The sequence below is a fragment of the Lactiplantibacillus sp. 3062 genome, assembly GCF_055413545.1.
The window spans coordinates 99,351-119,561 of record NZ_JBVAYE010000003.1 but is presented as its reverse complement, the minus strand read 5'-3'; the positions used below and the strand labels follow the sequence as shown (position 1 = coordinate 119,561).

21 protein-coding genes are annotated in these 20,211 nt (G+C 44.0%); 15 read left to right on the top strand and 6 right to left on the bottom strand.

The window, feature by feature from the left end; translation table 11 throughout:
* The first annotated feature begins 2 nt into the window (after positions 1-2).
* The gene (locus ACWQAU_RS06610) at positions 3-821 is read left to right on the top strand and encodes a DUF6681 family protein (protein ID WP_003641118.1); all 819 of its coding nucleotides are present in this window, start codon (positions 3-5) and stop codon (positions 819-821) included.
* A gap of 295 nt (positions 822-1,116) precedes the next feature.
* On the opposite strand, the gene ACWQAU_RS06605 is transcribed toward ACWQAU_RS06610, so the two are convergent.
* Positions 1,117-1,743, bottom strand: a complete 627-nt coding sequence (locus ACWQAU_RS06605) for an HAD family hydrolase (protein ID WP_003641119.1) — start codon at positions 1,741-1,743, stop codon at positions 1,117-1,119.
* Between the two features lie 405 nt (positions 1,744-2,148).
* Here ACWQAU_RS06605 and ACWQAU_RS06600 point away from each other — a divergent pair, with 405 nt between their 5' ends.
* Positions 2,149-3,339 (top strand): aminotransferase class I/II-fold pyridoxal phosphate-dependent enzyme, encoded by a 1,191-nt coding sequence (locus tag ACWQAU_RS06600; protein ID WP_025015639.1) that lies wholly within the window; start codon positions 2,149-2,151, stop codon positions 3,337-3,339.
* Between the two features lie 2 nt (positions 3,340-3,341).
* Positions 3,342-4,334: a D-2-hydroxyacid dehydrogenase gene (locus ACWQAU_RS06595; protein ID WP_003641121.1), complete on the top strand. Its 993-nt coding sequence runs from the start codon at positions 3,342-3,344 to the stop codon at positions 4,332-4,334.
* Between the two features lie 233 nt (positions 4,335-4,567).
* Here ACWQAU_RS06595 and ACWQAU_RS06590 read toward each other — a convergent pair whose 3' ends face one another.
* The gene (locus ACWQAU_RS06590; RefSeq protein ID WP_003641122.1) at positions 4,568-4,819 is read right to left on the bottom strand and encodes a hypothetical protein; all 252 of its coding nucleotides are present in this window, start codon (positions 4,817-4,819) and stop codon (positions 4,568-4,570) included.
* A 532-nt stretch (positions 4,820-5,351) separates the two neighbouring features.
* Here ACWQAU_RS06590 and ACWQAU_RS06585 point away from each other — a divergent pair.
* From ACWQAU_RS06585 to ACWQAU_RS06550, 8 genes are all read left to right on the top strand, one after another.
* Positions 5,352-6,092 (top strand): amino acid ABC transporter ATP-binding protein, encoded by a 741-nt coding sequence (locus ACWQAU_RS06585; protein WP_003641125.1) that lies wholly within the window; start codon positions 5,352-5,354, stop codon positions 6,090-6,092.
* Positions 6,093-6,112: 20 nt separating this feature from the next.
* Entirely contained in the window at positions 6,113-6,949 is an 837-nt protein-coding gene (locus ACWQAU_RS06580; protein WP_003641126.1) for a transporter substrate-binding domain-containing protein, read from the top strand.
* Positions 6,949-7,590 carry an amino acid ABC transporter permease gene (locus ACWQAU_RS06575; RefSeq protein WP_003641127.1) on the top strand — a complete coding sequence of 214 codons (642 nt, stop codon included), beginning with the start codon at positions 6,949-6,951 and terminating at the stop codon, positions 7,588-7,590. Before ACWQAU_RS06580 ends, ACWQAU_RS06575 begins: the two co-directional genes overlap by 1 nt.
* Positions 7,591-7,606: 16 nt before the next feature.
* Positions 7,607-8,260 (top strand): amino acid ABC transporter permease, encoded by a 654-nt coding sequence (locus tag ACWQAU_RS06570; protein ID WP_003641128.1) that lies wholly within the window; start codon positions 7,607-7,609, stop codon positions 8,258-8,260.
* Positions 8,261-8,524: 264 nt separating this feature from the next.
* Positions 8,525-9,016: a PTS sugar transporter subunit IIA gene (locus ACWQAU_RS06565; protein WP_003641129.1), complete on the top strand. Its 492-nt coding sequence runs from the start codon at positions 8,525-8,527 to the stop codon at positions 9,014-9,016.
* Positions 9,017-9,041: 25 nt separating this feature from the next.
* On the top strand, positions 9,042-9,884 hold the full coding sequence (locus ACWQAU_RS06560; protein ID WP_003641130.1) for a PRD domain-containing protein: 843 nt from the start codon (positions 9,042-9,044) through the stop codon (positions 9,882-9,884).
* Positions 9,885-9,911: 27 nt separating this feature from the next.
* Positions 9,912-11,363 carry a PTS transporter subunit EIIC gene (locus ACWQAU_RS06555; protein WP_003641131.1) on the top strand — a complete coding sequence of 484 codons (1,452 nt, stop codon included), beginning with the start codon at positions 9,912-9,914 and terminating at the stop codon, positions 11,361-11,363.
* Between the two features lie 6 nt (positions 11,364-11,369).
* A complete protein-coding gene (locus tag ACWQAU_RS06550) occupies positions 11,370-12,128 on the top strand; it encodes a ChbG/HpnK family deacetylase (protein WP_003641132.1) in 759 nt (252 codons plus the stop codon).
* Between the two features lie 134 nt (positions 12,129-12,262).
* On the opposite strand, the gene ACWQAU_RS06545 is transcribed toward ACWQAU_RS06550, so the two are convergent.
* Together ACWQAU_RS06545 and ACWQAU_RS06540 are read right to left on the bottom strand one after the other, a co-directional pair.
* The gene (locus tag ACWQAU_RS06545; protein ID WP_022637912.1) at positions 12,263-13,594 is read right to left on the bottom strand and encodes an APC family permease; all 1,332 of its coding nucleotides are present in this window, start codon (positions 13,592-13,594) and stop codon (positions 12,263-12,265) included.
* 270 nt (positions 13,595-13,864) lie between these two features.
* Positions 13,865-14,305, bottom strand: a complete 441-nt coding sequence (locus tag ACWQAU_RS06540) for a MarR family winged helix-turn-helix transcriptional regulator (protein WP_003641135.1) — start codon at positions 14,303-14,305, stop codon at positions 13,865-13,867.
* A 280-nt stretch (positions 14,306-14,585) separates the two neighbouring features.
* On the opposite strand from ACWQAU_RS06540, the gene ACWQAU_RS06535 reads away from it, so the two are divergent.
* The 3 genes from ACWQAU_RS06535 (at position 14,586) to ACWQAU_RS06525 (ending at position 17,194) form a co-directional block, all read left to right on the top strand.
* Positions 14,586-15,464 carry a TSUP family transporter gene (locus tag ACWQAU_RS06535; RefSeq protein WP_003641136.1) on the top strand — a complete coding sequence of 293 codons (879 nt, stop codon included), beginning with the start codon at positions 14,586-14,588 and terminating at the stop codon, positions 15,462-15,464.
* A 135-nt stretch (positions 15,465-15,599) separates the two neighbouring features.
* Positions 15,600-16,040, top strand: coding sequence for a MarR family winged helix-turn-helix transcriptional regulator (locus ACWQAU_RS06530; protein ID WP_011101190.1), 441 nt, complete (start codon positions 15,600-15,602; stop codon positions 16,038-16,040).
* The gene (locus ACWQAU_RS06525) at positions 16,040-17,194 is read left to right on the top strand and encodes an MFS transporter (RefSeq protein WP_022637913.1); all 1,155 of its coding nucleotides are present in this window, start codon (positions 16,040-16,042) and stop codon (positions 17,192-17,194) included. The genes ACWQAU_RS06530 and ACWQAU_RS06525 overlap by 1 nt, the downstream gene beginning before the upstream one ends.
* Before the next feature lie 119 nt (positions 17,195-17,313).
* On the opposite strand, the gene ACWQAU_RS06520 is transcribed toward ACWQAU_RS06525, so the two are convergent.
* A complete protein-coding gene (locus tag ACWQAU_RS06520; RefSeq protein ID WP_080263520.1) occupies positions 17,314-18,072 on the bottom strand; it encodes a sulfite exporter TauE/SafE family protein in 759 nt (252 codons plus the stop codon).
* Between the two features lie 87 nt (positions 18,073-18,159).
* Here ACWQAU_RS06520 and ACWQAU_RS06515 point away from each other — a divergent pair, with 87 nt between their 5' ends.
* On the top strand, positions 18,160-18,720 hold the full coding sequence (locus tag ACWQAU_RS06515; protein WP_003641140.1) for a TetR/AcrR family transcriptional regulator: 561 nt from the start codon (positions 18,160-18,162) through the stop codon (positions 18,718-18,720).
* Between the two features lie 111 nt (positions 18,721-18,831).
* On the opposite strand, the gene hflX is transcribed toward ACWQAU_RS06515, so the two are convergent.
* The gene (hflX, locus tag ACWQAU_RS06510) at positions 18,832-20,127 is read right to left on the bottom strand and encodes a GTPase HflX (protein WP_003641141.1); all 1,296 of its coding nucleotides are present in this window, start codon (positions 20,125-20,127) and stop codon (positions 18,832-18,834) included.
* Positions 20,128-20,211: the final 84 nt, after the last annotated feature.

Sequence of the window (20,211 nt, the reverse complement as noted above, 5' to 3'; positions counted from 1 at the left end):
GAATGTTTAGTATTTTAGATATGATCAACCACGCCTTGGGTTACGTTAATGTCAATGTGAAGATTAAGAACCAAATCTATATCGGCATTGGAATTGCGGGTAATTTATACCTCGGTTATGTGGCAATTCGCTTGATGCAGAATGGCGCGTGGTTACGGGGCATCTTATATATGCTCGTTTTCTTGGCGCTGATTTATTTCATTACGTTAAACGTCATTTATTATTTTACTAATAAAACTGCGAAGTATGACTTATCACCACGTATTGAAAAATTGTTGGGTGGTAAGCCTAAAGAAGCGTTAGCAGCTGAAAAACAAGCACAACAAAGTCAGCAACAACCATACATTCCTGCGAACGGTATTTTTGATGGGCAGGAATTGTTGCCCGCCACGGTGAAGACTTCACGTGCTGAACAGGAGAATGTGCATCAAATCGTTGATCAACTACAAGCGGCGAACATTGTCCGATTAGATTACGGTGGCTTAACTGATGATGCCATCATTCAGCAGGCGCAGGCAACGGGTGAACCCGTTTATGCGATTGGGCAAGGCATTCAAATTCCTTTTTCGCAGTTAAAGTTGGAGAATCACCGGCTAGTTATTTACGCCGGAATCAATCAGATGGACCAATCCCCGGTTGGGCATATTACTAAGGTCGGCTTGACCGATGTTCATGATGCGCATGAGGATTATAAGTTGTACTTGGCCTCCACGGTAATCACAGGTGGTATGAGCAAGATTGCGGGCCGAACGTCGGCTATCGAGCAACCGGGCGATTACCAGGTAACCGCGCAGGTTGCGTATGAGGGAAGAGAAGATTAAGAGTGCTTCCAAAGGCGGTTAGTTTGTGAGCATTAACGGTAAAACGGTGATCATCCTGGTTTTGGATGATGACCGTTTTATTGTTAAGCGGAGCAAACTGCCTTTGGAAGCACGTTTCGACTATAAAGCGTGAACAGGGTTAAGCGGAACTGACTGTGTCTTTTAGCACGTTTCGGCAAGCGGGAGTTAAGCGGAGCAAACTGCCTTTGGAAGCACGTTTCGGTAGCCAAATTGAATCTAAACACAAAACAACCGTTTTGAGCAGTGGCTCGAAACGGTTGTTTTGTCGGTATGGCTATTTAAAAAGCGCTAAAATGTCTAATGGTTTTTGGAAGCGGTGGGCCACTTTTTGATGGTCGGCGTTAGGGTCCATTCCCCAGACTGCCAGTCCAAAATCAACGTTAGCGGCCTGGGCAGTTTGTTCGTCACTGACGGAATCCCCGATGAAGAGTGCGTTTTGTGGCGCAACGTTGACTTTTTCGAGGGCTGTGAGTAGGGGGAGGGGATCTGGTTTGCGCTTAGGCGTATCGTCCGCACTGATTGTGACAGCCATCCGCATCATGAATGGATACGAGCGCATCCCACTTTCTAATTCGTTTCGTCGTTGGGAAGTCACGATTCCAAGTCTTAGTTCAGACGGCAACTGTTCAAAGAGGCTGGTAATGCCTGGATAAAGTTCAATCTGATCATAATGGCTGGCCATGACATCTTCGTATTGGGCCTGAAAGTGGTCAAACTCACTGGCTGCAATCCCCAATTCAGTCATTGCTTGTTCAGCGGCCATGGGAAAAGTCTTCTGCGCTTGGGCAGGACTAAATGGTTTGCCATAAGTAGCAAGTACCTCACGCATAACCGTCGTGTAAGCTGGTTGGCTATTAGTCAGCGTGCCGTCAATATCAAACATTAATGCTTGGTAAGTCATATAATCGTTCCTTCCAAAGTAGATTTAACTCCAGTATAGCAAATTCGTCCTTGACAGTGGTTAGGACAACCATTATAGTTAGATTAACAATTGATGAGGAGCTAATGATATGTCATTACCGTTAAATTCATTAAAATCTAGAACTAGCTTTTACTTTTGGTATTTTCGCTAGTGTTTGTGCCGGCTGCAGAGGTGCAAACACGAATCCGATGTTTGCATCGATGCGGTTGCCAAGAGTATTTTGTGATTTGACGGCGCCCATGGATGTTTGAAAATTCCAAGGGTGGCTAATAAGTTTGTTTCTGCGTGGTGGCGCACCCTTTGGAATTTCAAGGGGTGCGCTTTTTTGACCCTAGTCCAGTCCGCTTCCACCAACAAGATCAGCCAAACTTGGGAGGAATCTTTATGTCAATTAATTCAGAAACACTTGTTAACCATATGAATCATGAAATTGCGGCGATTCAGCCGTCTGATATTTTGGCGTTCAACGCTGAAATCGCAAATATTCCGGGTATCGTGCGTTTGACCCTCGGTGAACCGGATTTTAATACACCTGAGCACGTGAAACAAGCTGCAATCGAAAGCATTGAAGCGGATGAAAGCCACTATGCACCCTCGAACGGAACGTTGGCCTTGCGGACGGCTGCCGCTGAATTCTTGGCCGCTAAGTATGATGTCCATTATGATCCTGCTAGCGAAGTGATTATCACAGCTGGTGCGACCGGGGGCATTTATACAGCGTTGACTTCAATCCTTAATCCTGGGGATGAGGTCCTGATTCCAACCCCAATTTTTCCATTGTACATCGCAATCGTTAAATTATCTGGGGCAACACCAGTCTTCATGGATACCTCGGACAATGGCTTCGTGTTATCGCCTGACCAGTTACAAACGACGTTAGCAGCCCACCCCAAGACGAAAGCGGTGGTCCTTAACTTTCCTTCAAATCCAACCGGTGTGACTTACCGGCATGATGATCTGAAAGCCCTGGCCGCAGTGTTAGCTAATCAACCAATTTTTGTTTTGTCTGATGAAATTTATAGCGAATTGACGTATGGTGAGCCTCATGAATCGATTGCAAATTACTTACCAACACAAACTATTTTGCTTAACGGCGTCTCAAAGTCGCACGCGATGACGGGCTGGCGAATCGGCATCATGTGTGCGCCGAAAGCTATCACAGCACAACTGGGTAAGATTCACCAATTCACAGTGACTTCAACGACGACCAATGCTCAAGCAGCTGCGACGGAAGCATTGAAAAATGGGTTAGATGATGCCCAAGTAATGAAACGTGAGTACCAAGAACGGCGCGATTATTTGTATGATGCACTTAATGACCTTGGGTTCCAATCAGCTAAGCCAGAAGGGGCCTTCTATCTCTTCAGTAAGATTCCAGCCGGGTTGCCACAAAATAGTATGGCTTTTTGCCGTGAACTAGCCCATGAAGCACGTGTCGCTCTGATTCCAGGTAGCTCATTCGGCCCGGGTGGTGAAGGCTATGTTCGAATTAGTTATGCCGCTTCGATGGCCGATCTTAAGACGGCGGTCACGCGGCTCAGGACGTACGTTGCCAGCAAGAAGCAGGGGGCTTAAAGATGAAAATTTTAATGTATAGTGTTCGCGATGATGAACAGGATGCGATTCAAGCGTGGGCTGCGGCTCATCAAATTCAAGTAGATACGAATGATCTGGAATTCCATCCAGAAACTGCCGACCTGGTCAAGGGTTATGACGGCTTGGTCATTCAGCAACGCAGTCCAATTGGTGGTGATGCTAGCTTATACCAATCATTAGCTGCGGCCGGGTTAAAACAACTAACGAGCCGTACGGCTGGTGTGGATACAATCGATATTCCGGCAGCCAAGGCGGCTGGTCTTGTGGTCACGAACGTCCCAGCCTATTCGCCTAATTCAGTTGCTGAGATGTCGGTGGCACAAACCATGCGCTTGATTCGCAACTTGGAAATGTTTGATCAACGAATCAGCCAACAGAATTTTCAGTGGGCGGGACTGCAAGCACGAGAAATTCGATCATTAACCGTTGGTATTATTGGTGCGGGTCGTATTGGTGGCACGGCCGCTCGACTTTTCCACGGGTTAGGTGCCAAGGTGATTGCCTATGACGTGGTACGCCATCCTGAACTCGAAGACGTTTTAACCTACGTTGACACTAAGGAAGACCTATTGCGGCAGGCGGATGTCGTTGATTTACACGTGGATTTGAATGAGACCTCTGCGGGGTTGATCGATGCGGCGGCCCTGAAGTTAATGAAGACGGATGCCTACATTATCAACGCCTCACGCGGACCAGTGATTGTCACCGATGATCTTGTGGCAGCGTTAAAGGCCGGTGAAATCGCCGGTTGTGCACTTGATACGGTTGAGGGTGAAAATGCGTTATTTAATCAAAATCATCAGGGTGAGGTGCTTCAAGATACCAACGTGGCACAATTAATGCAGATGCCCAACGTCATCATCACGCCACACGTGGGTTTCTATACGAATCTAGCGGTCAAAAATATGGTCGATATTAGCCTAGATGACGTCTTAGCAATTCTGAATGGTGAAACGACGGCCCACGCCTTTTAATGATGGCGTCAGTCGCTACTACCAGTATGGCTGTAGGAGACGGTGGCTGGTCAAAGTGCCCCACCGGTTAACTTGTTCGGCGACTCGCTGTTCGATAACTAGCTTATAGCGGGACTAATTTGGTGGTGCGTCCGCGACTGGGCTTCAGGTGTACTGGCAATGAAATAAGCCTTCCAAGCATATTGCTTGGAGGGCTTATTTGTCTCTTGAGTCAGCTGACTGGTCGTGACTAACTAGCTAGTAGATTCGGCTAACCAGCCATTATCTAATAACTGGTGATAGTGCTTACCGATTGGCACCCACAGTTTAGCTTGCAGAATGCTACGGAGCTCATCCCAGAAGAGTGGATCGCGTTGTTCATTGGTGGATAAATTTAATTTTAAGTAGGCCCCCGTCTCAGTCTTGGCAATCACAAAGGGATAAAAGACTTTGATAATCTGGGCCGCTATAATGTTAGTCATGTTAGCTGCTTGGTCAAGTAACATATTATCGTCTCCCGTTACAATGCAGATGATTAATTTCTTAATAGTTCTAGGTTAGCAGTGATTATTAAAGAAATGATTGCGGAAGCGTTAACAATTTTTAAAGTTCAGTTAGTTAAAACCACTAATTGTGAAAATTATGCGCCGGACGCTTCGGTGGCTTTCAGTAGTGGTATGATTAAAAGCGGGTTAAGTTTAGTTGTTAGAATAATATAAATTTTATTGAAATCATTGTCTAAAAATTATTCGGCCGTGGCAGTTCCAAAAAGAAAGGCGAATTATTATTGGCTTTTCACGAATAATGTTCAATATTGGAGCTGTTATTCAGCTATTTTAACTGAAAACAGTGTAGCTGTTTCTCACTATTTTATGGATATCGAACAATATTTAGCTACTTTTTGACAAAATCACTAATTATGTATTAAACTATTTAAATAGCATTAACGAAGAATAAGGATTTCTTAACTCTAATTATTAATGCAATAATTCTAGACCGTCAGTCAACAGGCTGATAGAGAAAGCGAAGGTGACTGCAATGTCAATGATCGAATTTCACGACGTCGAAAAGTATTATGGTGATTTTCACGCCCTCAAAAATATTAATTTAACGATTAATGAAGGTGAAAAAGTTGTTTTGATCGGACCATCTGGCTCAGGTAAGAGTACCTTGATTCGAACCGTTAACGGTTTGGAACGTGTCCAGTCAGGTCAATTGTTAGTCAATGGGTTTGATTTAGCCGACCGCAAAACGGATATGAATAAAATTCGCAAAAACGTTGGGATGGTGTTCCAACACTTTAATTTGTACGCTAACAAGACGGTGCTTGAAAATATCATGATTGCTCCCCGGTTAGTCTTGAAACGGCCGGAAGATGAGAATAAAAAATTAGCGATGGACTTATTAGATAGTGTCGGTCTGGCTGACAAGGCCAATAGCTTACCGAGCCAATTATCTGGTGGGCAATCACAACGAATCGCGATTGCACGTTCTTTAGCTATGAAGCCGAAGTGTCTCTTGTTTGATGAACCCACCTCAGCACTAGATCCCGAAATGATCGATGATGTGTTGAACGTGATGAAGAGTGTTGCCGAAGACTCCAGTATGACCATGTTAGTTGTGACCCACGAAATGGGCTTTGCTCGTGAAGTGGCCGATCGGGTTATTTTCATGGCTGATGGGGAAATCTTAGAAGATGATGCTAAAGAAAAGTTCTTTGATGGTCAGCCGTCTAATGAACGGGCCCGTCAATTCTTGAGTAAAATTATTACACACTAATTTGTAGGGGAGGACCACGAATGAAGAAGCTGAAACGACTAATTGGCGCACTCGGCATGCTTGCCATGCTAGTGGTGGTCTTAACCGCTTGCGGTTCACGGCAATCATTAGCAAAACAGGATGTTTTGACCAATGATAAAGCTAGTAAGACGATTACGTGGGGTGTTAAAGCTGATACGAAATTATTTGGGTTGATGGACGTTAAAGATAATCAAATCAAGGGGTTTGACGCCGACATTGCGACGGCATTAACAAAGCGGGTGCTCGGTAAGAATGCTACCGCCAAGTTTGTCCAAGTAACGAGTCAAACGCGGATTCCATTGTTGAAGAATGGGAACATTGATGCCATTATCGCCACGATGACTATCACGCCGGAACGTGAAAAACAGGTTGATTTTACGAATTCATACTTTGATGCGGGGCAATCACTGTTGGTTAAAAAGGGCAGTGCCATTAAATCAGTTAAGGATTTGAATAAGTCGGGCACCAAGGTCCTTGGTGTGACCGGTGCAAACTCCGTTGAGAACATTAAGAAAGCAGCGCCTAAGGCTAAGGTGTTGGAATTATCCGACTATGCTCAGGCAATGACGGCGTTGAAATCTGGTCAGGGGGTCGCGTTGACTACTGATAACGGGATTCTTTACGGGATGGCGTCGCAAAACCCAGGGTACGAAGTGGTTGGGGGTACCTTCACGAAAGAACCATACGGGATCGCTGTTAATAAGGGTCAGGAACCGTTAAAAAAGGCTCTGAATAAAGCGCTCAAAGAAATTGAAGCGGACGGGACGTACAACCGCATCTTGAAGAAGTGGTTTGGTAACGTGGCCGGCTTCGACTATAAGGAGGCGTCACGCTAATGGAATACATTCTAACGCACTATTGGTCAGAGCTGATTCAAGGACTCGGATATACGTTGTTATCCAGTGTGATTGCTTTGGTATTCAGTACGATCATCGGAACAATGTTTGCTATCTTTGAAGTTTTGCCAAGTCGTACGATGCGCATCATTGGTCGAGTTTATATTGAAATTTTCCGGAACATTCCATTGTTAGTTATTGCGATGTTCTTCTACGTGATCATTCCAATGTATGTTGCCAAGATTGATGGTTTTACCGCGGGGACAATTGGGCTAACAATCTATACCTCGTCATTCATTGCGGAAACGGTTCGGGCCGGAATTCAATCTGTTGATCCTGGACAAATGGAAGGCGCCCGTGCTAATGGGATGACGTACTGGCAGGCAATGAGTAAAATTGTCTTACCACAGGCATTTAAAATCATCATTCCACCGTTGGGCAACCAGTTTATTAATCTGGTGAAGAACTCTTCTGTCCTAGCTTTCGTGGCTGGGTTCGACTTGATGTACCAAGCAAATTCAATTGCGTCACTATCGCTTGATACGATCAATAGCTACGTGGTCGTAGGGGTCTTTTACTTAATCATTACGTTGCCACTGAGTTATTACATGCGGCACTTAGAGAAAAAATTAGCAAACTAGAAGGGGGCGACGATTCATGCAAAACTTTATTCAAGCGTATTCGTGGATAAATATCCGGTTCTTGCTCGAAGGACTCTGGGTAACGGTGGAAGTGTCCGTCGTTTCCATCATTGCCAGTTTTATTATCGGTTCAGTCCTAGGGGTGCTTCGGTACGTCAAGATTAAATATTTATCGGCAGTGGTTGGGTTTGTTGTTGACATTATTCGAAACTTGCCATTGATCTTAATTATCTTCTTTACTTACTTTGGCTTGCCACACTTGGGATTCAAGCCTGGTATCATTTTCGCAGCCATCCTCGCTATGACGATTTTTGAATCGGCCATGTTAGCCGAAATCATTCGTTCAGGGATTTTGGCGGTTGATTACGGTCAGATGGAAGGCGCCCGGGCTAACGGGATGAGCTATGTACAAGCGTTATGGCACATTGTCTTTCCACAAGCAATCAAGAAGACGATCCCAACGATTGTGAGTCAATTTATCTCACTGATTAAGGATACGTCGCTGGCAACCATTATTGTCTTACCTGAATTATTAAACCATGCGCAAATTATTTATGGTCAGAACTCAGCGTATATTTTACCGATGTTCTTAATGATCGCAGTCATGTACTTCATTATTTGTTACGCCTTGTCAATTCTGTCACGTGTGTTGGATAAGAAGTTAGCGTAATTAAACTGGTGGGATGATGGCTGAAATTCCTTAATGAAAAGACCAAACAAGCAATAATGCTTTGTTTGGCCTTTTTTATAAAAAATATTTAAATGTCTTGCAAAAAATAGAAGGCGTGATAATATAGTTAATGAAAACGTTTTCTATAAAACTGAAATTAAGGATTGTAACTCATACTCTTTGAGGCATTACCTTTTACTTGTTGAAATATACGGGTGAAGTGGGTGCCTCAAGGAGTTTTTTTGTATTGAAGGAGGTTCAGTGATGTTTGGAATTAAAAGAAAGAAAGTTGATGTCTTCGAGGTGGTTACACCAATTGAAGGTATTTATATACCGATCACGGCCGTTATGGATGAAGTGTTTGCAAAGAAAATGATGGGTGATGGATTTGCTATTAGGCCGAGTGAGGACACTAATCAAGTTGTGGCACCGATTAGTGGGAAAATCGTTGCATTACCTGAAAGTAAACACGCTATTGGCATCATGGATGAGACTAGGGGCGTGTCTGTATTGGTTCACATTGGCCTAGATACAGTTGGCTTAAATGGTAGAGGCTTTACGGCACACGTCAAATTAAATCAAGAAGTTAAAGCAGGGACCCTATTAGTGACGCTCGATCGCCAAACGATGGCGACCGCGGGATTAGATATGACCACCATAGTTGTCTTTACAGAAGGTTATACGGGCGAAGTGCCACTTGGCAGTAAGCTTCATCAACAATTAGCAGCCGGCACACCAGTTTTAAAGCAAGCATAAACTATGTAAAGGAGTGCGAATTAAAATGCGGGTGGTGAAGAAAATTAATAACAACGTGGTCGTTTGTCTTGATCAACATGGTGAAGAATTGGTCGCCTTTGGTAAGGGACTAGGATTTCAAAAAGTCCCGTATGAGCTTACTGATATGACTAAAGTGACGATGACATTTTATAAATTAAACTATCAATATTATCAATTACTAAAAGAAATACCCACTGAAATCTTTGATTTGAGTGCGGCAATTGTTGAGCGAGCGCAGGCACTAATTCCAAGAATTTTGAATCCAAATATGATTTTTAGCTTAGCTGATCATATTAACTTTGCAATAACGCGACTAACCCATTATAAAAGCGCCCAGTTACCATTTTCATATGATGTGGAGCAATTATACCCACAAGAAACGGATGTTGGGTATTACGCCGTCAGGTTAATTAATCGACGGCTAAATATTCAATTACCAGTTTCCGAGGTCACAGCAATTGCCATGCATTTTGTCAATTCTCAGACTAATGATTTAGCGACCAATTCAAGTGTAAATAGCGACGATGAAATGATAAAAATCATCACAAAAATTATTGAACAAGAATATGAGCTTAGAATCAATCAAACCGAATTCACATACAACCGGTTTGTCATGCATTTACGGTATTACATTAAACGGATGAAGAAACATGAGCAAATTTCTGAAAATGATAATTCTAAATTATTTAATACGATGAGGCATGATGAGCCTGAAATTTACTTGGTAGCAAAGCGAATTGCAGACTACGTTGATAGTCAACTTGATACTAATAGTAATGATGATGAACTTTTCTACCTAATGATATATGTTAAAAGGATCGTTAATAAAATGAATACTCAAGCGTAACCGTTAATTAATGGAGGTGTATGCGACATGAAAAATAAGGATAAACAGTATGAAAAAGTGGCGAATGGTGTACTGGAAGCAGTTGGTGGTAGTGCGAATATTTCTTCGGTGACACATTGTATGACCCGATTACGTTTTAATTTGAAGGATGAAAGTATTCCTAATGATGGTGAGGTACAGAATATTCCAGGTGTGATTGGTGTCAATCGCGCTGGTGGCCAGTATCAAATCATTATTGGACAAGCAGTTAGCAAAGTTTATGATGCGTTACTTACGGTGGGAAATTTAACTAGAAACGCGCCAATTAATGAAGATTTAGATAATCGACCTAAAGAAAAGTTAACGTTTAAGTCTGCGGGAAATATGATTCTAAATAAATTGGCTGGATGTTTAACACCATTGATTCCGATGTTGATTGCTGCATCAATGTTTAAAATGTTTGCGGCCATTTTAGGACCAAGTATGTTCAATATTCTTGGTACTAAAACATCGTTGTATCAGTTATTTACGTTGGTTGGTGATGCTGGATTCTACTTTTTTCCAATCATCTTAGGATATACAGCTGCTAAGCAATTTAATACGTCACGGATTATTTCAATGTTTTTAGGTGCAATTTTGATTGATCCTAATTTAATTAAAATTGTGACTGCTGGAAAGGCATTTAATATCTTCGGTATCGCAATGCCATTAGTTAATTATTCAAGTACGGTCATTCCAATTATTTTGTCGGTTTGGGTAATGTCGTATATTGAACGGTTCTTTAAGCGTTATGTACCAGAGTCAATTAGTACGATTGTTATCCCAACGTTGACGATTGCAATCATGTTGCCGATTTCGTTATGTATTTTAGGCCCAGCGGGAAACTTTATCGGCAATTACATTTGTACAGGAATATTAGCTTTTGGGAAATTAGGTGGCTTGCCAACGATTATCGCGGTTGGAGTGGTTGGTGCCTTATGGGAAATCTTGGTTATGACCGGGATGCATCTCTTAATGCTTACGACGATGATGATGATTTTTGCGCAATCGGGTCATGAAAACTTTGTCACACTTGGCGCAGTTGCCGCTAGTATGTCGGTCGCGGGCATGTGTTTGGGTGCGGCCTTACGAATTAAGGACCAAGATCAAAAGACACTTGCTTGGGGTTATTTAATCGCTAGTATTATCGGAGGTGTGACTGAACCAGGATTATATGGACTAGCAATTCGTTATAAACGACCGTTTATTGGCATGATGATTGGTGGATTTTGCGGTGGCTTATATGCTGGCCTGACAACAGTTACAGCTTATGTCATGGTACCTGTTGCAAACTTTTTATCTTTAACTGCGTATGTTGGCGGGCAAACATCTAATGTGATTAACGGTGTGGTTAGTGGCGTGATTGCGTTTGTAGCAGCTGCTATTGCAACTTATGCGATTGGTGTTGAAGCCAATACAAACAAACAGGGGACTAAAGAATTTAAACTAGTGGAGGCTTAAAAGCTAATGGAAAGAAAAGTAATCGTTCGAGCTGATGATTTAGGTTATTCCGATGCAGTTAATGTTGGGATTGCACGAACAGTTCACAACGGGTTAATTAATAATGTGGGTGTTATGGTCAATATGCCAACGACGATGTCAGGATTAGCCATGATTAAAGATGCAGGGGTTTGCTTAGGGTTGCATACTGTTATATCTGCTGGCCGGCCATTAACAAATCCAAAATTGATTCCGAGCATCACTAATCCAGATGGTACCTTTCGTCATTCCTCGGATTATCGGGCGGCTATTCATGATTTTGTCGATCTTAATGAAGTTGTTTTGGAAATCGAAGCGCAATATCAAAAATTTGTAGCGTTAGTTGGTCGCCAGCCTGATTATTTTGAGGGTCATGCGGTAGTTAGTGATAACTTTGTTAAGGGATTGGAAATTGTGGGTGAACGTCATCGCTTAAATCTTTTACGCTTTGCAGCAGGCCCAGATAGTCCGAGTGTGCTATTTAAGGGAAAAGTATTACATGTTTTTATGGAAAGTATGGGCAAAAACTATAACCCTTATGAAACGTTGAAACGTGCGGCACTAGCCCAATATAATGACGGCTATGCTATGATGGTTTGTCATCCTGGCTATTTGGATGACTACTTATTACAACATTCAAGCCTGACAGTTCCCCGGACGCAAGAAGTCGCAATGTTAACAGATTCTCAAATGCAGGAATGGTTAGAACGACAGCAGATCAAATTAATCAAATATAGTGAGGTTTAGTTACTAAGCGTTAAGGTAATCGGTAAGCAAATTAAATCACTTATTTCAATGCGCGTTGAAAAGCATAAAAAGAGCGTTGCTACTGAAAATATCTTCAGTAACAACGCTCTTTTACAAGTTATCAAGAATTTAAATTAAGCATTTTGATTTTGCTGCTGCTTCCAATAATAGATTGGGAACCCAACGGCCACGATAACCAAGGAAATCAGTACACCCGATAAGTCTGAGCCAATTTCACTGATAATCACGAACAGCGCGCCCAGAATCGCAATCAGCGGTGTGATCGGAAATCCAGGTGTCGAGAATGTTCGCTCAGAAGCTGGACGTCGTTTTCTTAAAATAAAGACACCAACGAAGGTTGCCACGTAGAAGCAGTAGACCGTGAAGATACAGAGGTCCGATAAGCGATCTGGATTGAAGAACAGGATCATAATACTAGCATAAACGAGAATGGCAATGGTTGCGGCGATCGGCTCGTGTGATTTTTTGTGCAAGTAACTGAGTTGTTTAGCGAATGGCAACTGATTCTGAGCAGCCATGGCGTACACGATGCGGGGGAAGGTCATAATCTTGCCGTTTAAACAGCCCACCATCGAGATGATAATCCCAATGTTCAGTAGGCGCCCGCCAATTGTGCCAAACGCCGCTTGGGCAAAGTACAGCGTCGTTTGTTGCCCGAGTTTGTGGATCGTTGCCGCGGGTACGAAGTGGAGAATCCCATAGCTGACTAAGGTATACGCAATCAAGACCATTGAAATCCCTAAAATAATGGCTTGTGGTAATAACTTCTGCGGGTTCTTGATTTCGCCACCCAAGTTAGCGACTAAGATCCAGCCATCATAGGCAAAAAGTGTTGCGAGGACGGCAACCCCGAAACTACCCGTTGATTGGGTAATTGTATGTAAAGACTGTCCCAGCGCATTCTGATTACCATAGAAGAGTCCAAAAATAATAATAGCCGCAATCGGTAATAATTTGCCCAACGTGGTCGCAATTTGAAATGCGGCGCCCCAACGGTTTTCGAACATGTTGAGGATTCCAATCAGGACGATGACGCCAATCGAGAGTGGCGCCTGCCAACCCGCCCGCAGGTTGAAGAAACCAACTAGTAATATACCAAGGTAAGCGCTAATTGAAGCGATGATAGCGGGACCGTAGACGGCGATTTGCATCCAACCAGAGAGAAAGCCCCACAATTTACCATAGATTTGTTCCATGTAGACATAGAGCCCGCCCGTATGCGGCATTTGGGCACCGACCTCGGCGATTGTTAAGCCCGCGGTCAACGTAATCAGTCCACCTAGTAACCAGGCGAGTAACGCAGCGCTCGGTGAGCCCGCACTATCAAGGACTGATGATTGCTTGAAGAAGATTCCTGACCCAATAACCGTACCAACGACGAGTGAAAGTGCTGACCAAAAACCGAGTGAACGGTTCAGGGTCGTTGCTTGCTTTGTTTCCTGCATTAACCTGAAATCCTCCCTTGAAACAACCAAATTCTAAATGATTGCACTTAGCATACCAGAGATTAATGGTGATGACAATCAAATATCGTTGGTTGTGGCCGGCTTTTTGCCCAAAATCCGAACTAATAACGATATTTTAATAATAAAGTTCGACAAGGCTCAAAATGATCAGTGTTATTCGGTTGGTGATTCGAGTTTCGACAAAATAGGATTGGGCGGCGTGGTGGCTTTAAATTAATTTATTTATCTTCCTAATATTAGCAGGGTTATTTAACGGGTCAGGTTAGTCATTAACTTAGTCATTAATTGAGTTAGTTGTGCCCACTCGGATTGATTGAGACCACCCTTAGCAGTCAATAAATCCGGCAAATCATTTAAAGCAAGTCGTGTTGCGGTTCCTTGAGGTGTCAGAGTGAGCAAGATGCTCCGTTCATCTTGGGGATTCCGATGACGTGTAATTAAACCAGCTTGGGTCATTCGCTGTAGCACGGGCGTCAGCGTTCCCGTACTTAAATTTAGCTGGGTGCTCAACGTTTTGACCGTGACAGCGCGCGGCGGTGTCGCATAGAGTGCGACTAGAACCAAGTATTGTGGATAAGTGAGTCGGTGTGCTGTCAAAGTTGGTTGGTAGAGGCGTTGAATAGCATGGACTGTTGTGTAGGTTGAAAAACAGACGTGGTCTTCAAGGGGGCGAATTGTGGTTGTCTTCATGATAATTACCGCCTTTCATGCGATGAGTATTAAGTATTAAGTGCGGAGACGTTCTAATAATGATTGTGCACAATCGATTGACTGGATTATAGCACATTCTGACAATCTGTGGGCATAGTTGCCCTAGTGCCGGTGGGATCTTATGGTCTGGTGGTCACGTTCAGTATGCAAACTGATGATTGTGGGTACCACTTGCAGTGACGTCATGGTAATAATTTTTGGTTCCTTCCTAAAAATACAGTATAATGCTACGAGTAGGTAAGAGAGTGGGGTTAGATTGATGGTAATTGCAATTGTGGTGTTGTTGATGCTGCTCAGCATCGGCTTATTTGGGTTGCTGTTAGCCGGTGCCAGACGGCAAGCAGCGCCATTTTTTGACCACAGTTTTGGTTTCGGCATGGTTATCGGGGCCGTGACGGATTTTCTTGACACACTTGGTATCGGAAGTTTCGTCGTGTCCACGGCAATTTTTCAAGCGAGCCATTATTTAAAGGATGAACGTAAGCTACCTGGAACTTTGAACACGATGCATGCGATTCCGACCGCGTTTGAGGCGTTTTTCTTTGTTACAGCAGTTGCGGTCGAGCCAGTGACACTGATTAGTTTAGTTTTAGCAGCAACGCTCGGCGCATTACTGGGTAGTGAAGTCATGACGAAGCTTAATCAGCGGTGGATTCAGTTAATCATGGCCGGTGCGTTAGTCATCACTGCTTTACTGATGGCAGCGAAGTTATTAGGTTGGATCAGTTTGCTGGGAGTTGCTAATCAGGCGACGGGGCTATCCGGTTGGAAATTATTGGTCGGCATTGGTGGCAACTTTATCCTAGGGTTACTGATGTCAGCCGGAGTCGGACTGTACGCACCGTGTATGGTAATGGTGTATTTTCTGGGATTGACCCCGATTGCCGCCTTCCCAATTATGATGCTGTCGTGCGCATTGTTGATGCCGATTTCGGCAGTGAATTTTATTCGCCATGACCGCGTCGATTATCGCGGCTTATTCGGCATTATTTTAGGCGGTATTATTGGCGTGGTGGTGGCAGCGACCTTAGTTAAGTCACTGTCCTTAACAGCCCTGAGTTGGTTGATCGTCTTAGTGAGCTGTTGGACGGCCTTTTCGTTATGGCGTGCCGCGCAACGCCGGAAAAATGTGTTATAGTCAACGGTATGAGTGGTTAGGCTAACCAAGCCTAGCCACTTTTTGTCGTTGTTTAAAATGATCTTCAGGCTGCTAGAAAAAATAGCGGTCGCTGGTTGACAATTTATACAGCTGGCTGTATAAATGAAAGGGCAGGTGATTAAGATGAATCATGATGAAATGGTGGCGCGGCAAGTTCTGATTTTAGCTCGTCAAATCAAGCGGCGTCGCAACCAACATTTGCGGACGGTGGGGTTAACGACTGAGCAAGCGGATGCACTGACCTTTTTTACGGATCAGCCAGGTCGCACGGTAACCGCGTTTAAGACGTACCAGGAAATCACCCATCAGACGGCCAGGATGATCGTGCAACGCTTGCAGACGCGCGGATATGTCCAATTAGTGGTCAGTCCAACGGATGCGCGTGCCAAGCAAGTGGTAGTGACCCCGAGTGGGCGTGCTAAACGCGAGCAGCTCCGTCAACATGGCTGGCAGACGAGTGCGCAAATGTTTGCCCATTTGGATGCCGAACAACAACAGGTATTTTTAGATTTGTTACGGCAAGTTAATCAGAATTTAGAAAGTGATGAGAATTGATGAAGACGCGTTTATATACGCCGGATGTAAAGTTAGTGTTAATGGCTAGTTTCTTCTTTTTAATGAGTCCAATGTTAATCAATCCCGTGATTGCAGGATTTGCGCACGGTATTGGCGCTAGTAGTGTGCTTGCCGGTACGATTGCCGGGTTAACGAATTTGACATCGCTAGTGCTCCGGCCACTTGCTGGGAATTTAACCGACCGGGTCTCTAAGTACCGTTTGACCTTCGTGGGGGGCTGTTTGTTGCTACTAGCTAGTTTAGGTTATAGTTTGACAACCAACGTGACGTTAATCATGTTATTGCGAATTTTGAATGGGTTGGGATATACCTTGTGTTCAGTTTGCATGGCAACCTGGATGGCTAGTTTATTGCCACCCGATCGAATTGGCTCTGGAATGGGCATTTATGGGCTAGCGAATGCGCTTGGAATGGCGTGCGGGCCGGCAATCAGTGTCTTCTTGTATCAACATTACAGTTACCAGAGTGTTTTTTGGTTAGCAGCGGGCAGTAGTTTACTGCTCATCATCATGATTCAATTCGTCGGTGATCATGGTGAACCAATTGTGACGCCTCAAACGGCTACGACTAAGCACCATATTCGCATCGTACAACCACGAGTAATCCCCGTGGCCTTGATTTTGCTTTTATTTTCATTACCATATTTTTCCACCCAAACCTATATTGTCAGCTACGTCGCTGCACGGCATTTTCATGTGGCAGCGGGGGTATTTTTCCCGGTGTACGCGGGTATTTTATTAGTATTGCGAATTATTCTCCGCGATTGGTTCGACCGGGTGCCATTTAAACGGTTCATCTGGTTATGCTTAATTTTTAATCTATTAGGATTGATTGGCTTAACTGACATGAACAATTGGGCGATGCTACTGCTGGGTGCAGCAGGACTGGCTGCCGGATACGGTTTGATGTTTTCAATTTGCCAAGCTAAAGCATTGATGCTCGTGCCGAAAGCTGATCATGGGCTAGCCAATAGTACGTTTTATATTGGTGTTGATCTCGGAATGTCACTTGGCCCCATCATTGGCGGGCTGATTAGCAGTCAATTACCAATGGCGTGGTTTTATCCCGTGATGATGGTGACGCTGCCATTGATTATCGTTGTTTACCTAGTCAGTCGTCGGCAGTTAGCTTAGCCACCAACATGCTGGAGAAGGTTGTTCTTGGTATACACATGATTATGAATTTTTTCAGTAGGGGATATCAAAAAGTCACTTCAAGTTTACGACTGCCTGAAGTGACTTTTTATCTGCCTTTATATAAACATTTTGATGCCAAAATAAATAATAATAAGACCAAGAAATGGCGTTAATACGCGGTTGACCTTATCTAAATTTAAATGGCGAATCACGAGTGGTGTAATGATTGCGCCGATAATTGCGCCAATCATGAGGACCAATCCTGATTGCCAAGCAAAAGTACTAGTAAAGAGATGGCCGATTAAACTGATTGTGGACATAACAGTTAACACATAGGTGGCAGTACCAGCGGCTTCAACGGCCGTTAGCCCAAGAATTGCTAACCCGGCAGCCGTGGTCGCACCACCGCTTAAGCCGCCAATGCCGACCATCAATCCACTTAAAAGGCCAAAGAAGGCAGCTTGCCAAGGTTGGTGACCGGCTGTAGTTTGTTTAGAATGGTGCACATACTTGATTAGTACCATCGCACCCATAATCAAAAAAATTGTCCCGACAATCCAGTTATACAGTTGTTGGGGAATAAATTGTGCGCTGAATGTCCCGACGATGATACCGGGAACGGCCGCAATGATCATTTGATTGCCAATCTTGAAATTGACATTTTTGATTTTCAACTGTGTTATAAAACCAAAGAATAAGGCTGGTAAGGCGACGATTAGGGAGGTTGGTACGGCTACCGCGGTTGCAAGGCCTACTTGACTGGTTAAGACACCTAGGTATAGGGCAGCACCTCCGCCACCAATCAGACTAACGAAGATGCCGATTAGTAATCCGGATAAAAAGACAAACGTAGTGAATTCCCCCTTAGATTGTATAATTATGCCTTAAACGGAGTACACTCCGTTTGTCAAGTGATGCGTAAAAGTGTATGGTGAACTTAAGTAAATAGGAGGGTGTGTCGAATGCGAAAGGATGCACAAATTAACCAACAGAAAATTTTGACTGCTGCGCGACAACTCTTTGCCGCGCGTTCAATCGAAACCGTTAGTATGAAAGATATTGCGACGGCCGCTGGTATCGGTCCCGGAACGTTGTATCGTCACTATGCCCATAAAAGTACACTATGTTTGGCATTGGTAACGGACCGAGTCGCAACTTTTATTAAAACCAATCAAGTCTACTTGACCACGACCTCGGTAGGTGCAGCGGCACGTTTTGATCATGTTATTGGGGAATATTTAGCGATTCGTGAGCACAACATGGCGTTATTAATGAATGTCGAGGCCGGTGAACCTGGTCGCCGTCAATTTTATCAGAGCGAACTTTATCAACAATTATGTGACCTATTAACGCAACTGGTTCGTGATTTGAAGCCAACGCTTTCGAAACCGGCATGTGAGTTTCAAGCTGATATGTTAATTGCCATGCTGAAGGGGACTAGTTATGCTTTTCAACGTCAATGGCGAGGACGGTCGCAGTCCGAACTATTGGCGCAATTGCACGCGTTAATGGTGACTGAATGATGTTCACTATTGGCACTAGTGGTTTGGCGATTAACAGAGTGGGTTGATTGTTAAATCAAAAAAGATGGTTCTAGGCGGTTAATCCTAGAGCCATCTTTTTGAATGAGTCGTTTAAGCAGGTGTCACCACGTATTTTTCATAACGTTGGGCATCGACAGTGTTGAGTTCGACTGTTAATTGGGTGCCATCAGCTAAGTAATCCGTTTTGAGAATGTTGGCGTGGTCATTCAAGTAAGCCACTACTTCACCATCATTGAACGGGATTAATAACGTTGTTGTCACGTAATTCTTAAAGACTTTGGCTTTGATCATACTGGTCAAAGCTTGTAGTGAGGCCTCATCACGCGCCGTATAGATGAGTTGATCATCTTGCTGGTTCGGGTAGTCGGCTTCGGTTAAATCAGCTTTATTGAAGGCATAAATCATAGGAACATCGTGCACACCGATTTCTTTGAGCGTCTTTTCAGTGGTCGCCATCATTTCCTTGTAATGGGGATCGGCGTAGTCGATGACTTGAATGAGTAAGTCAGCATTGGCAGCTTCGGCTAGCGTTGAACGGAAGGCGTTGATCAAGTTATGCGGCAAGTCGCTGACAAACCCGACTGTATCACTGAGCAGTAACTGCTTATTGTCAGGGAAGGTTAACTGACGAATACTTGTATCTAACGTTGCGAAAAGCATGTCTTTTTCGAAGACTTGCTTATCTTCACCCTTACCGAACAGTTTCACTAAACCATTCATAGTCGTTGATTTACCAGCGTTGGTATAACCGACTAAAGCGACGTTGGGGAGCCCAGCTTTATCGCGTTGTGAACGTCGCACTACTTCGTCTTTATTGAGTTCCTTAAGTTCGTGCTTCGCGTGACTGATCCGGTCTTGAATTGTCCGGCGATTTAATTCCAGTTGCGTTTCACCAGCACCACGGTTGGTAAAGCCCCCGCCACCACCAGCAGCGGCCCCAGCCTGTTGGTCAAGGCGATTGGAGATACTCGTTCGTAATCGGGGAAGTTGGTATTGTAATTGGGCAATCTTAACTTGCAATTTGGCTTCCTTGCTCCGCGCACGGTTACCAAAAATTTCTAAGATCAGACCAGTACGGTCGATGATCTGAATGTCCGTTTGTTCCTCTAAGTTACGCACCTGACTAGGGGTCAGATCCGCGTTGATGACCATAATGTGCAAATCGTTGGCGGCTGCGACTTCTTTGATTTCGACAACTTTACCTTTGCCGAAGAAGGTGGCCGGGTTGGGTTTTTCCAATCCTTGGTCAATTCGCAGGGCCGCGTGCATATTATTGGCTGCAACGAGCGCTTCTAGCTCGGACATGGCGTAGTCGTAATTGGCGACCGTTTTAGACATGCCGGCAATGATGACTTCTTGTACTTTTTGAGCGTTGGTTTCAGACATACACTCACTCCTAACGTGTTATGATTGCATTAAGTATAACATGTCTAATCAAAATATTACGACTTCGGGTATTAGGGAGGAATC

Coding starts and splice junctions, on each gene's coding strand:
- ACWQAU_RS06605 (WP_003641119.1), bottom strand. CDS start 1,743: ATGACTTACCAAGCATTAATGTTTGATATTGACGGCACGCTGACTAAT.
- ACWQAU_RS06585 (WP_003641125.1), top strand. CDS start 5,352: ATGTCAATGATCGAATTTCACGACGTCGAAAAGTATTATGGTGATTTT.
- ACWQAU_RS06590 (WP_003641122.1), bottom strand. CDS start 4,819: ATGTTACTTGACCAAGCAGCTAACATGACTAACATTATAGCGGCCCAG.
- ACWQAU_RS06545 (WP_022637912.1), bottom strand. CDS start 13,594: ATGCAGGAAACAAAGCAAGCAACGACCCTGAACCGTTCACTCGGTTTT.
- ACWQAU_RS06555 (WP_003641131.1), top strand. CDS start 9,912: ATGAAAAATAAGGATAAACAGTATGAAAAAGTGGCGAATGGTGTACTG.
- ACWQAU_RS06565 (WP_003641129.1), top strand. CDS start 8,525: ATGTTTGGAATTAAAAGAAAGAAAGTTGATGTCTTCGAGGTGGTTACA.
- ACWQAU_RS06560 (WP_003641130.1), top strand. CDS start 9,042: ATGCGGGTGGTGAAGAAAATTAATAACAACGTGGTCGTTTGTCTTGAT.
- ACWQAU_RS06580 (WP_003641126.1), top strand. CDS start 6,113: ATGAAGAAGCTGAAACGACTAATTGGCGCACTCGGCATGCTTGCCATG.
- ACWQAU_RS06610 (WP_003641118.1), top strand. CDS start 3: ATGTTTAGTATTTTAGATATGATCAACCACGCCTTGGGTTACGTTAAT.
- ACWQAU_RS06550 (WP_003641132.1), top strand. CDS start 11,370: ATGGAAAGAAAAGTAATCGTTCGAGCTGATGATTTAGGTTATTCCGAT.
- ACWQAU_RS06525 (WP_022637913.1), top strand. CDS start 16,040: ATGAAGACGCGTTTATATACGCCGGATGTAAAGTTAGTGTTAATGGCT.
- ACWQAU_RS06535 (WP_003641136.1), top strand. CDS start 14,586: ATGGTAATTGCAATTGTGGTGTTGTTGATGCTGCTCAGCATCGGCTTA.
- ACWQAU_RS06600 (WP_025015639.1), top strand. CDS start 2,149: ATGTCAATTAATTCAGAAACACTTGTTAACCATATGAATCATGAAATT.
- hflX (WP_003641141.1), bottom strand. CDS start 20,127: ATGTCTGAAACCAACGCTCAAAAAGTACAAGAAGTCATCATTGCCGGC.
- ACWQAU_RS06575 (WP_003641127.1), top strand. CDS start 6,949: ATGGAATACATTCTAACGCACTATTGGTCAGAGCTGATTCAAGGACTC.
- ACWQAU_RS06570 (WP_003641128.1), top strand. CDS start 7,607: ATGCAAAACTTTATTCAAGCGTATTCGTGGATAAATATCCGGTTCTTG.
- ACWQAU_RS06515 (WP_003641140.1), top strand. CDS start 18,160: ATGCGAAAGGATGCACAAATTAACCAACAGAAAATTTTGACTGCTGCG.
- ACWQAU_RS06540 (WP_003641135.1), bottom strand. CDS start 14,305: ATGAAGACAACCACAATTCGCCCCCTTGAAGACCACGTCTGTTTTTCA.
- ACWQAU_RS06595 (WP_003641121.1), top strand. CDS start 3,342: ATGAAAATTTTAATGTATAGTGTTCGCGATGATGAACAGGATGCGATT.